We start from the raw sequence: 12884 nt of genomic DNA on the forward strand, positions 1-12884 counted from the left end.
GCTTATTGGTACAGGCCATTTTTTAAAAGCGTTTCGTTTTCGTTTATGATTCTCAGGCCGGTATAACGCTCTCTTAGTGTATGTGCGTTTTTTAAGGCGTTTTTTACAGACTCTCCGTCTACACCGATTTCGCCAAAATACGCGGGGCCTCCGGCTGATTTCAGCCAGCCAGCCAGTGTCTTTCCTTCCGGGAGTCCTTCATAAATTGATTGAATGATGTCCCGGCGGTCCGTAGAGAATTCGCTCAGGTTCTCATGTTTGGCAAGTTTTCTGTACGTATCAGTCAGCAATACAGCCGCGCAGCCCACCTTTGCTCCGTGAAGGATTTGGGGCTTGTTCTTCTTCATTAACTCCATTTCAATCCAATGTGATACATGATGTTCTCCCCCTGAAGCCGGGCGGGAATGGTCCAAGGCGAGCATGACAAGGCCCGATACAATCAAGGCTTCCATCAAGATACGAATGCCGGTTTCAGTTTTAGAGGCAATTTCCTTGGTGTTTGCAATACAGTTGTTAAGCGATTCCTCTACAAGACGCGCGCCCGTATGAGAGTAAGGCTCATCAGCCAGCTGATGCGATATTTTCCAATCCGCTAAAGAGGTGATTTTTCCGAGCATGTCACCGAATCCGGCTGCCACCATCGGCTGAGGTGCTGATTTTAACAAATCGACATCGGCGAATAACGCAATCGGCGCCTTCGTCTGAACCGTTGTTTTTGTTCCGTACAAAATGACAGGCGCCCCGGCTGATGTAAATCCGTCAACAGAGGGAGCAGTCGGAAATGAGATAAAAGGCAAATCCCGGTGAAAGGCGGCAAAACGGACAATATCATGAATGGTTCCCGATCCGACAGCAATAAAGGAATCAATTGTTTTCGGGGCTTGAATGAGAGTATGAATAAGCGATCGTTCGTCTGCCGTCACATCACCCGCTTCATTGTCAGGAATGGCAATGCTTTTCACTTGAATGCCCTCATGATCAATGGCGAGCTCCAAATTGCGGCCAGCAATGCTGTAGGTGGTTTGGTCGCATATGATCGCAATGTTTTGATAGCCTTTCCTTTTCAGAAAATGAACCAGGTCCTGAGCTGCTTGTTTTCCCAGTACAATTTCCTCTACTGCCAAAGGCGATACAGTCTCGCCCGCTTTTTCGAAAGTCTGCTGAATGTCTGACGCGAGCTGCTTCATAAGAGAATCCCCTCCTCAGCCAATTTGTTCAGATCCTTTATAGATTCCAGCACAAAATCAGGCTCATAAAGTCGCGCTTCTCCAGGTTTGCTTGAGCCTGTAAGAACTAAAGCGCTTTTCATTCCATACAATTTTCCCATCGCAATATCTGATTCGATGCTGTCTCCGATAATCATACATTCACCAGCAGTAAGCTGCATCGCATTACAAGCGGCTTCCGCCATCAGCCATGACGGCTTCCCGACAACAAGCTCTGTTTTTGCCTGAGCGGAAGCTTCAATTGCGCCAATCATGCCAGCAACATCAATTGCATTGCCGTCTTCTCTGGGAAAATAACGATCTTTGTTGGTGGCGATGATCCGCGCACCAGAGGCGGCCGCTTGAAAAGCTTGATTCAAATCTTGATAGGTAAGCGATTCATGAAGAGAGATGATGAGCCAATCCGCTGCCTTAGGTTCATTTGCCATTTGAATGCCGGCCGCATTCAGCTCGTCAATCAAGCCCTCTTCTCCAAGCACCCACACGGCTGAATCGCTGTAATGTTTTTTTAAAAACGCTGCTGTGACGCTTGAGGACAGCACGATTTCACTTTCCACTGCGTCAATCCCGGCTTCGAGCAATTTTTTTCTGCACATGTTTCTGGAAATGTTTCCGCGATTACTTAAGAATACGACCTTCTTATTCATTCTCCGGAGCATACAAATCGCTTCTTTGGCTCCTTCGATCAGCTCATTTCCTCTGAAAATTGTTCCGTCTATATCAATAAGAAATCCGGACGGTGATACGAAGGCCTCATGACTGGCCATAATACGCATTCGCTCCGTGTTTCCGATAAAAGTGCTTCTCATGCAGCACTGTATTAATCGGGCTGATATTCTGATTCAGCATGATTGAATGAAAAGCCATTTCGGCAACCGTTTCTAGCACGACGGCATTGTGAAGGGCATTAAGAGCGTCTGTCCCCCAGCAGAACGGGCCATGATTATTGACCAGAACACCGGGTACCTGCTCATACTTTTGGTTTTTGAACGTTTCGGCGATGACTTTGCCTGTATTATGCTCATAATCTTTCACAATTTCTTCGTCATACATTTCCCTCGTACAGGGAATCGCGCTGTCGAAGTAATCTGCATGTGTCGTTCCGAGAGCAGGGATATCTCTTCCGGATTGAGCCCAGCTGGTCGCCCAATGTGAATGTGTGTGAACGATGCCGCCGATATTCGGAAACGCTTTATACAAGTAAAGGTGGGTCGGGGTGTCAGAGGACGGCTTCAACGAGCCTTCTATGATTTCCCCGTCCAAATTGAGAACCACTAAATCATCAGCCGTTAACTCGCTGTATTCAACCCCGCTCGGTTTAATCACAATTCTTTCATTTTCTCGGTCTATTCCGCTTACATTCCCCCACGTAAAGGTCACAAGCCGATGCTCCTGGAGCTTTAGATTAGCGGTCAGCACTTCTTTTTTTAACGTTTCAAGCATGGTCATCCCCCTTTTGATTTCTTTTAGCGAGAGAGGCAAAATGGCCGTTCTTTAACGTTTTAAGTCGCTTCATCACATGATTTTCTTTTCCGAAATATTGAACCAATTCTTTATATTCCGCGTACAAGGTATCATATATTTCGGCATGCTCAGCGTTAGGTTTATAGGAATGGTCTTTCAATTTGCCCATATGCGCAGCTGCCTCTTTGATGCTTTCGCAGCCCCCGTTTTCTTTCCCGGCAGCAAGCGCGCCGAATATCGCAGATCCTAACGCCGGCGCTTGCGGGGAGCCAGACAATTTAATTTCCATATTGGTGACATCCGCATAAATTTGCATAATAAATGGATTTTTCTCGGCAATTCCTCCTGCGGCGTAAAGCTCTTCAATCGGTACACCGTTTTCTCTGAAGGTTTCGATAATCATTCGCGTGCCGTACGCCGTCGCTTCAACCAAAGCCCTGTAGATGTCTTCCGGCTTCGTCAAGAGTGTCATGCCAAGCAGCATCCCCGTTAAATCAGCATCAACTAAGGTTGAGCGATTTCCGTTCCACCAGTCAAGCGCAAGCAGACCGCTTTCTCCCGGCTTTTGAAGATCGGCTTTTTGACTCAGCAGCTCGTGAATGCCTGTATGTTTCTCCTTTGCTTCTTTCTTGTAATCTTCCGGTACATGATGCTTCACAAACCATTCAAAATGGTCGCCTACACAAGATTGACCGGCCTCGTATCCTGCGTATCCGGGGAGAATTCCGTTATCTACCACTCCGCACATGCCCGGAACAATATTCACTTTTTCACCAAGCAGCACATGGCATGTCGATGTTCCCATAATCATCAGCATCTTTTTAGGCTCTGTGATGCCGACCGCAGGAACAGATACATGGGCGTCCACATTGGCGACCGCAACAGCCGTGCCCGGAAGAAGACCGGTCAGCTGCGCCATTTTTTCCGTGAGCCCGCCCGCTTTTTCTCCTACTGAATAAACAGAACCGCTTAATTTATCTTCTGTAATCGTTTTCATTAAAGGGTGTAAAGCATTAAAGAATTCAGCGGACGGATATCCTGTTTTCTCACTCCATATCGCTTTATACCCTGCTGTACAATTGCTTCGTTTCAATGAACCGCACAACTGATACACAATCCAATCGGCCGCTTCGATGATCCGGTCTGCCACATGATAAATATGCGGAGCTTCTTCGGCAATCTGCATGATCTTAGGAATCATCCACTCAGAAGAAATCTTTCCACCATATCTTTGTAAGAAAGGCTCTCCATTTTCCGCTGCTATGGCATTGAGACGGTCCGCATATTTTTGAGCCGCATGGTGCTTCCACAGCTTTACATAGCTGTGCGGCTCCGCTTCGAACTCCGGCTGCATACATAGCGGCTCTCCATAACGGTCTATTGGCAAAATGGTGCAAGCCGTGAAATCGATGCCGATGCCGATGACGTCCTCAGGCTGAATCCCCGTCTGTTCAAGAAGTGACGGAATTGTTGTCTCCAATACTTCAAGGTAATCGCCAGGATGCTGAAGCGCCCAATCACGCGGGAGCTTTTCCCCGGTCTTCGGCAAAGCCGTATCAATCACGCCGTGCTTGTATTCCTTAACAGCGGCTGCCAGCTCTTCGCCTGTTTTGACATTTACCAGCACCGCTCTTCCCGATAATGTACCAAAGTCCACACCTATCGTATATGTCATACATGTCCCCCCTATCTTTGAAGCCGGTAAAGCGCCTCATTCCATTTCAGTTCATTTTTCAGCTGATGAATTGAAGTATCATGAGAAATCAGAATACTTTCAATACCTGCCATTTCAGCCCAGTCCATCATTTGATCGGCTGTCAGTTGATATGATAAACACGTGTGGTGCGCGCCTCCCGCCAAAATCCAAGCCTCAGCAGCCGTTTTTAGTGAAGGTTCAGGCTTCCACAAAACACGTGCGACCGGAAGATGCGGCATTTCTTTTTCAACTTCCTGCCCGTTTACTTCATTCAGCACCAGACGAAAGCGCCCGCCGATATCAATCAAGCTCGCTTGTATTGCTGTGCCGCCTATTCCGTTAAACACCATCCGAGCCGGATCTTCTTTATCTCCTATAGACAAGGGATGAACCTCTATTTTCGGCTTATCAAGCGCGACAGTTGGACAAACCTCAAGCATATGCGATCCCAGAATCATTTCCTTCCCCGGTTCAAAGTGATACGTATAATCTTCCATGAAGGATGTCTTTTTCCCATCTGCCATGATTTTCATCATCCGCACGAGCGCCGCCGTTTTCCAGTCTCCTTCACCAGCAAATCCGTATCCTTTGGCCATCAAACGCTGAACGGCCAAGCCCGGAAGCTGTTTCATTCCGTGGAGCACTTCAAATGAAGTTGTAAATGCGGTATACCCGCCTTTTTCAAGGAAAGAGCTTAAGCCCAGTTCAATTTTGGCCTGTTCCTTAATGGATGCAACCTTCGATTCGTCTTGTTTCGTTTCCTCACTGATGTCATAAAGCCTGTCATATTCATTGAAAAGCGCTTCGATTTCGTCCTCCGTAATACCATTCATGACATCAACGAGGTCGCCTATGCCGTAGCCGTCAACCTGCCAGCCGAATTGAATATGCGCGCCGACCTTATCTCCGTCCGTTACAGCTACATGACGCATGTTATCTCCGAAACGGGCAACCTTTATATTCCTGCTTTCGTTTAATGCAGCCGCCGTATTCATCCACTGAGACATATCGTGTTTCACTTCTTCGTCATCCCAATAGCCGACGACGACTTTTCGGATTTGCCCCATTCTTGAATTCATATAGCCATATTCCCGGTCGCCATGGGCGGATTGATTGATATTCATAAAATCCATGTCAATCGATTCCCATGGAATATCCCGGTGATATTGAGTGTGCAGATGCATAAGCGGTTTTCGGTAAGACGTAAGACCTTCTATCCACATTTTAGACGGAGAAAATGTGTGCATCCAAGTGATGATTCCGGCGCAATTCTCATTGAACTCCGCTTCCCTTAACAACTGTCTGACAGTCTGAGACGAGGTCACCACAGGCTTATGCTTAATCGTATATCTTGAAGACAGGGCACTAAGCCCTTCACAAATCGCTTTTGCATGTTTATCAACAATTTGTAATGTTTCCTCCCCATATAAATGCTGACTTCCCGTTACAAACCAAAATTCATAATCCTTCGTCGGCAGCACATTCATTTCCCCTCTCTTTTCAAAATAAAGCGGTTTCATTTTTATCAAAAAGTACGGATCAATAATCAATAAATCAATATATAAAATAATTCGTACGAACAAATTCATTATAGTAATAAGGTACATTTACTGTCAATCATTTTTGTATTCTTTTTTAATAAAAGCATCAGAGTTTCAGAGCGTTGCAGGTTAGAAGTAACACACATCAGCCATAAACACCACAAAAAAACGCCCAGCTGCCAATTTCACATATTGAATCGGCAGCTAAGCGTTTAGATTGGAAGCACTCAGTTTTCTAGTGCTTGAAGCCAAACACGATGATTCTCTTTTATAGAAAGTCAGGAAAAACCTTTGCTTCGCGCGCCTGAACACGGTCATGCCCAAAGAAAACCTTTGACGGCTGGACTTTTTCGATAAGCCCTTTCATTCGTTTTATAGATCTGACAGTCGATTCAGAATCATAGGATAAGAATGGAACGCCATTGTCAAAATTCTCTCTTGTATAAGCTACATCAATAGTCAGCAATATGGGGCCTGAATGTTCTGTTGTGACGAGAACCGATTGGTGACCCGGCGAATGTCCTGGCGTAAAGAAAATTTGAACGCCGGGCGCCACTTCGCGGTCACCTTCAATTATATGGTACTGTAAGTCTGGCAATCTGCATTCTTCGGGTGAATAATCATCATTTCCCATAGCGGCATCAAATTCGGCTTGCTGAATGAAAATAGGCGTTTTGGGAAAATGTCCGTTTCCTCCAGCATGGTCGAGGTGTAAGTGTGAGCTGATCACCGCTTGAATATCACCTGCACGATAGCCGGCAGACTTTAAAATATTCACTATTTTATCGTTTGCCGTCATTTTCGGAACAACCCGGCCTTCTCTTTTTGTTCCTTTGAAATATTCAGGATTGTTAACAAAAGCATCGGGCATCCCTGTATCAATTAAAATGGGCCCGTCAGTTGTTTCCAACAAAAAAGACCAAACCGGCATTTCGAGTAATCGGCCTGGCGCAAGGTTTTTGTTGACAGCTGACTGATCAAGATAACAGGAGCCGGCAGGCAAAAAATAAAGCTTTTTGACAGTCATTCATATCATCCTTTTATTCAATAAAATATAATACTGTATCAATACGAGTGAAGTATTCTTCTTTTCCACGGCATATTCGTTATTCATTTGTTTTTATAGCGTGCTTCTTTAAACGTCGGAGGCAGAATCGGTTCAATACCTTCTAAGTCCAGTTCCTTCAAACTTTGAAGAGAAGATAAAAAGTGCTTGAACGCCTCTTCAGCTGTGTCCATTTCTTTATTGTCTCTGCCATTGTTCAAGTCGGCGTTTGTTAAAGATGAAATCCCTTGCTTTTGTCCCATTGATTTATCCCCCTCTAATGATAAGCAGTTCATCATTCTTCTCATTTTATTGATAACTCCGGATGCTTCTTATGCCAATCAGTGTTTAACTCATAGGCGTAACCGATGCCGAGCACAGTTGCCTCGTCAAAAGGTCGGCCGATTAGCTGCAGATTAATTGGCAGACCTGAAGGTGAAAAACCGCACGGCATTGATAAGCTGGGGAGGCCGGTTAGATTAGTCGGCGCGGCAAAATGAGTTAGACGTAGTGACTTTTCGTAAAGTTCGTCATCGTCTGCCCGCGGTGCAGTCAGCGGCATTGCCGGAGTCAATAAAACATCGATTCCGGTCAAAGCTTTTAGAAAATCATCTGTAAGCAGATGGCGGGCCCGCTGTGCTCGTAAGTATGCGGAAGCCGGAACATGCCTGCCATTTTCAAGCATCATTTTTACGTCCGTTCCATAATCTTCCGGGTGTTTATCGAGCCATTGCTCATGAGCTGAAAACATTTCTCCTAACATGATGGCCATCGTTGCGCCTTTAGCATGCTTCATAAGCTGCAGACTGACTTCAACAATTTCTGCTCCCATTTCCCGGAATTTATTGATTGCCGCCTGCATAGCAGTTTCCACCTCCGGGTCCAGATTGTCGTAATAATAGTTCGTCGGCAGACCAATCTTCACTCCCTTAAGACCATCGGAATACATCCGAATACCGGGCGGAGGCAAATCAACCGTTGATTCATCTTTCGGATCGAAACCAGACATCACATCCAGACACAAAGATGCGTCTAACACACTGCGGGTCAGCGGACCGGCATGATCCAGCGACCAGGCCATAGGAATGATTCCGTATCGGCTGACACGACCATATGTCGGCTTCATGCCGACAACTCCGCAGCATGCAGCAGGAATACGGATTGAACCGCCCGTATCTGATCCTGTTCCTAAATAAGCCATTCCTGCCGCTACAGCAGAACCTGATCCTCCGCTTGAACCGCCCGGAACCACATCGGGATTCCAAGGGTTAAGGCAAGGACCAAAATATTCGCTGTTAGTCGTCATTCCTGCCGCGAATTCGTGCGTCTGCACTTTCCCGAGTAAGACGGTCCCTGCATCCGCCAGTTTGGCTGCAACGGTTGAATCATAATCGGGAACAAAATCCTTTAAAATTTTTGAACTTGCCGTCGTCCGTATCCCCTTTGTGTAATAAAGGTCCTTATGCACGATCGGAATCCCATGCAAAGGCCCTTTATACCTTCCCTGCATAATATCTTTTTCAGCCTGTTTTGCCTGTTCTGCTGCCAGCTCAGCGGTTTGAGAGACAAATGCGTTTAGCTTAGGGTTGAAGCGTTCAATCCGCTTCAGCATCAGATCTGCAATTTCCACTGGTGACACTTCACGTTCCTGAATTTTCTCTGCCATTTCATGAATTGCGGCAAAGGAAAGTTGAGAATTCAATGTTCTCATTTAGATCGGCCCCCATGTTTGTTTACTATGTACATTCCTCATTCGGACAAAATGTCCGTTTCAAACGAATAAAAAAACGGACATTTTGTCCGGTTTCGATTTCATTATAATGGAAACAATGTCCGTTCGTCAATCAATTAATTTTCACAAAAGAATTGTTCGGAACTTTAAAAGTGATAAATCGGCATGATCCCTTTAAACAGCATCTTTGCTTTCATCAAAAGGGGACCATCAAGGCTGCCGATCAATTTTTCAATCCATCTATAAAAATCCGCTGCAATCCTTGCAAAATTTGTTCAGTGGAGAATCCCTGATCTTTCAGATGAAAATCAATATTAAAAAGGGTAGCCAGCAGTGTTTCAACCGTATAGGGAACATCTACGGCAGAAGCTTCTCCCGTATCAACAGCCTCCTGCAATAGCCTTCTGCAAGTAATACGCATCCATTGGTAGAGCGGTGATTGAAATGGACGATATCCCGATGATGCCCGGCTTACGGAGCAAAGCCAAGGAACCCGCTTCTCAAGAAAAGCGATAAATTTCATTATCACTTGATATAAACGCTCTAAAGCTGTTTCTTCTGAAGTCTGATCAAGATAGGAATCTATTTCTTCAAAGAGGGGCTGACACTCTTCACGCACGACTTCTATACAAATGTCACCCTTTTCTGTGTAGCGCCGGTATAAGGTCGCCTGTCCGACCCCTGCCATTTTTGCAATCTGGTGCATGTTAACTGCCTCAACACCATGTTCGATGAAAAGCTCTTTTGCCGACTCCAAAATTCTTCTGCGGTTTATCTCCTCTCTTGGAAGTTTTAAAGATGTAGGTTTTTTTTCCATTAAACATTCTCTCCTCACAACACAACTCGGACAAATTGTCCATTTCAACATTATGAATGATTTTGCCGACTAAGGCAAATACCACAGAAGATCATCCACATTCTACACTTAAAATAAGAAAAAGCCCTTTTATAAAAAAGAGCTTACTACGGAATAAACCTATTGTGAAAGGGCTTCGCGGCGTGTATTTTTAATAGGATGGCCAGCCCGAGCTCCAATTGAGATCATTGATTAAAAGCTTCGGAATGCCGTTGTTATTCGCGTCATACGCATGGCGCACTAAAATGTTGCCGTTTACGATATCTTGTCCGCCCGGGCCTTTCCATTGCTCGTTTCCTGAATCAAGTATCGTGCCTCCGCCGTCAAGCATACTTTTACCGCTTTTATCAAGATAAGGGCCCGTGATGTTTGCAGATCTTCCATAAGCGATTTTATAGGTGCTGTTTACGCCCGCACAGCATTTATCAAATGATACCATTAAATGATAGTAGCCGTTCTGATACGTAATGGTCGGAGCTTCGAGGGCGTCGCTGTTATTCGGTCTGGCAGCTATGGAATAAAGTGAGCCGGTCGGTTTCATTGTATCTTTGTTCAGCTTCGTTAGTTTAATGCCGCTCCAAAACGATCCGAAAGCAAGCCATGGATTCCCGTCCTTGTCAATCGTCAGCTCCGGATCAATGGCGTTGTAATTATTGGCGCTGGTCGAACGGATGACAAGCCCCTCATCTTTCCAGCTTCCCGAGCTGACGCTTGTTGTGGAAGCGAGGCCGATAGCAGATGTGTTGCTGCCGAAAGCGGAAACGGAATAATAAAGCCAGTACTTTCCATTGTAATACTGAATATCAGGAGCCCACTGGTTTTTCTCATAATTCGGCACGTAATTGCCCCACCATGATAAAGGCGTGCTGAAAACTGATTTTTGTACGCTCCATTTTTTCCCGTCCGAGGATTTTAAAACACGCAGACCTTTTTCTTCGGTCAAACCAGTTCCAAAAGCGTACCATGAGCTTCCTTCTTTCACCATGGTCGGATCATGAAGCAGCTCATTTGACGCTCCCCAAAATGCAGCAGATGCCGGAGAAGCGGAAGTCAATAACAAACCTGCTGTCAGAGCAGCGCATGAAAAGTGAAATAACCGTTTAAATCTTCTCTTTTTCATTTTAGCAAAACCTCCTGTATTCATTTCGGAAAACGCTTACAAAATTGTGCTGATCCCCCTTTCTTCATAGATGATTTCTATAAATACTGTTAGGTAAAATGTACGGACAATTCTGCGTCTCCCCTTATTGTAGCCACTCGCCGTAAATTTGTACAGACAAAAAAATAGAATCCGCCATTCAAGACGGATTCTTACGCATCTTTATTGATAAGTGATTTGATCGACGGTTTTGCGGTCTAATTTTTTAATGACCTCTGTTATCAATTTCACGGCATTTTCATAGTCATCACGATGCAGCATTGCCGCATGGGTATGAATATAGCGGCTTGCAATGGTGATAGATAAGGCAGGCACACCGTTAGCCGTTAAATGGATGGAACCTGAGTCAGTTCCTCCGCCGGAAAGTGATTCAAACTGATATGGGATTCCTGCTTCTTCAGCTGTATTGACAACAAAATCACGCAAACCTTTATGAGAGATCATTGAAGCATCATACAGCATAATTTGCGGACCTTTGCCCATTTTGCTTTGCGCCTCTTTTTCCGAAATGCCCGGTGTATCACCGGCGATACCGACATCAACGCCAAACGCGATATCCGGCTGAATCGCATGCGCCGCGGTTTTTGCGCCGCGGAGTCCCACTTCCTCCTGAACCGTTCCTACACCATAGACGACATTAGGATGGTCGCTATTTTGCAGGCCTTTCAGAACATCAATCGCAATCGCGCACCCAATCCGGTTGTCCCACGCCTTTGCAAGCAAGTGCTTTTCGTTGTTCATCACCGTAAATTCAAAATAAGGAACAACTTGATCTCCAGGCAGAACTCCCCATTCCATGGCTTCTTCACGGCTGGAAGCTCCGATGTCGATAAACATATCTTTGATTTCCACAGGTTTCTTTCTCGCCTCAGGAGGCAATATGTGGGGCGGTTTTGAACCGATAACCCCTGTAATATCCCCTTTTTTCGTTACGACAGTGACACGCTGGGCAAGCATAACCTGTGACCACCAGCCTCCCACAGTCTGAAAGCGCAGAAAACCTTTATCGCTGATTTGCGTCACCATAAAACCGACTTCGTCCAAATGGCCGGCCACCATGATCTTCGGACCGTTTTCCAAGCCCGTTTTCTTTGCGATTAAACTGCCTAATCGATCTGTTGTGACGTCATCAGCAAATGGCTCTATGTATGATTTCATCACTTGTCTGACTTCTCTTTCGTTCCCCGGAATGCCTTTTGCGTCTGTTAATTCTTTAAGCATGGTTAACGTTTCGTCTAGCTTTGCCATGTTGCAAACCCTCCTTCATCTTTCCTACATTCTTATTATACAAAACCTATCGGTAACCATACGAATATTTCACATGAAATGGGGTAATTATTTTAGACAGCCGAAACATTTCTTTTAAAAAAAGTGAAACCTTTTGCTTCACCCTTCGTATTACATCAGATAATGATTATGAGGGAGGTGCCTTCAACCAATGATTATCATCATTCTCCGGCTTGCTTTGCTCGCCTTTCTTGCCTATTGCATATACGTCGCGGTCAGATTTTACACAAATCCAAAAAGAAGGCTGAAGCTGGCCCAGTCAAAAGAACATTTTTATATTGTCGATGAACAGAAAAATGCAAGAAAGAATTTTCAGCTGACTTATAAAGGCGTACTTTTTGAAGGAGAAAAGCATATTCCTTCCAAGGATCATCCGCTCTTTATCCATACCATCTTTGTGTGGACGGAATCTCCAGAAAAGCTGGCTGCCTTTTCAGCGAAAGATTTTAAGGATATAGAACAAAAGGTGAATGAGCGTTATCCGGATTGTAAGATTGATTGGGACCAGCCGATAAAGCTGGCTAAATCAAAAAAAGCAGAAGAGCGATAATCGCTTTTCTGCTTTTTTACAAATCAAACGGACTATAATAAATAGCGACAAAAACAGCTTCAATCACTAAAAGCAGCGGCACGCCGTACATAAAAGACCGGTGCTTTGTTTTATGTCTGAAGGTTTGCATCCCCAGCCAAACACCTAAAGCTCCAAACGCAATCGCCACAAGCCAGATTCGTTCCTCAGAAATCCGCCACCTGTGCTGCTGCGCCCTTTTTTTATCGGCGCCCATGATCCAAAATCCGCAAACATTGATCAGCATGATATATATTAAAACAGCCATTCTTTATCTCATCCTTTATATAAAAAGGCCGCTCTGAGAGAG

13 protein-coding genes are annotated in these 12884 nt (G+C 45.2%); 1 reads left to right on the plus strand and 12 read right to left on the minus strand.

Annotation, left to right across the window (positions count from 1 at the left end):
* Positions 1-2 precede the first annotated feature (2 nt).
* From AAHT65_RS21395 to AAHT65_RS21445, 11 genes are all read right to left on the minus strand, one after another.
* Positions 3-1187 (minus strand): sn-glycerol-1-phosphate dehydrogenase, encoded by a 1185-nt coding sequence (locus AAHT65_RS21395; RefSeq protein ID WP_343310791.1) that lies wholly within the window; start codon positions 1185-1187, stop codon positions 3-5.
* Entirely contained in the window at positions 1184-2002 is an 819-nt protein-coding gene (locus AAHT65_RS21400; RefSeq protein ID WP_106270794.1) for an HAD-IIA family hydrolase, read from the minus strand. Before AAHT65_RS21400 ends, AAHT65_RS21395 begins: the two co-directional genes overlap by 4 nt.
* Positions 1980-2669, minus strand: coding sequence for an L-ribulose-5-phosphate 4-epimerase (araD, locus tag AAHT65_RS21405; RefSeq protein WP_061572605.1), 690 nt, complete (start codon positions 2667-2669; stop codon positions 1980-1982). Before araD ends, AAHT65_RS21400 begins: the two co-directional genes overlap by 23 nt.
* Positions 2662-4365, minus strand: coding sequence for a ribulokinase (gene araB / locus AAHT65_RS21410; protein ID WP_343310792.1), 1704 nt, complete (start codon positions 4363-4365; stop codon positions 2662-2664). Before araB ends, araD begins: the two co-directional genes overlap by 8 nt.
* Positions 4366-4376: 11 nt before the next feature.
* Positions 4377-5867: an L-arabinose isomerase gene (gene araA / locus AAHT65_RS21415; protein ID WP_343310793.1), complete on the minus strand. Its 1491-nt coding sequence runs from the start codon at positions 5865-5867 to the stop codon at positions 4377-4379.
* A 328-nt stretch (positions 5868-6195) separates the two neighbouring features.
* Positions 6196-6954, minus strand: a complete 759-nt coding sequence (gene aiiA, locus AAHT65_RS21420) for a quorum-quenching N-acyl homoserine lactonase AiiA (RefSeq protein WP_343310794.1) — start codon at positions 6952-6954, stop codon at positions 6196-6198.
* An 83-nt stretch (positions 6955-7037) separates the two neighbouring features.
* Positions 7038-7235, minus strand: a complete 198-nt coding sequence (locus AAHT65_RS21425) for a hypothetical protein (protein ID WP_343310795.1) — start codon at positions 7233-7235, stop codon at positions 7038-7040.
* A gap of 41 nt (positions 7236-7276) precedes the next feature.
* The gene (locus AAHT65_RS21430; protein WP_343310796.1) at positions 7277-8683 is read right to left on the minus strand and encodes an amidase; all 1407 of its coding nucleotides are present in this window, start codon (positions 8681-8683) and stop codon (positions 7277-7279) included.
* Between the two features lie 244 nt (positions 8684-8927).
* Positions 8928-9521 (minus strand): TetR/AcrR family transcriptional regulator, encoded by a 594-nt coding sequence (locus AAHT65_RS21435; protein WP_010789442.1) that lies wholly within the window; start codon positions 9519-9521, stop codon positions 8928-8930.
* 190 nt (positions 9522-9711) lie between these two features.
* Complete coding sequence (locus AAHT65_RS21440) at positions 9712-10680, minus strand: glycoside hydrolase family 43 protein (RefSeq protein WP_088117721.1); 969 nt, start codon at positions 10678-10680, stop codon at positions 9712-9714.
* Between the two features lie 201 nt (positions 10681-10881).
* The gene (locus AAHT65_RS21445; RefSeq protein WP_013390618.1) at positions 10882-11967 is read right to left on the minus strand and encodes a M42 family metallopeptidase; all 1086 of its coding nucleotides are present in this window, start codon (positions 11965-11967) and stop codon (positions 10882-10884) included.
* A gap of 190 nt (positions 11968-12157) precedes the next feature.
* Between AAHT65_RS21445 and AAHT65_RS21450 the strand changes: the two genes are divergently transcribed.
* Positions 12158-12556: a hypothetical protein gene (locus AAHT65_RS21450; RefSeq protein ID WP_003325143.1), complete on the plus strand. Its 399-nt coding sequence runs from the start codon at positions 12158-12160 to the stop codon at positions 12554-12556.
* Positions 12557-12572: 16 nt separating this feature from the next.
* On the opposite strand, the gene AAHT65_RS21455 is transcribed toward AAHT65_RS21450, so the two are convergent.
* Positions 12573-12842, minus strand: a complete 270-nt coding sequence (locus tag AAHT65_RS21455; protein WP_003325141.1) for a DUF1294 domain-containing protein — start codon at positions 12840-12842, stop codon at positions 12573-12575.
* Positions 12843-12884 lie beyond the last annotated feature (42 nt).

The organism is Bacillus atrophaeus (genome assembly GCF_039519175.1).
Lineage (GTDB): Bacteria > Bacillota > Bacilli > Bacillales > Bacillaceae > Bacillus > Bacillus atrophaeus.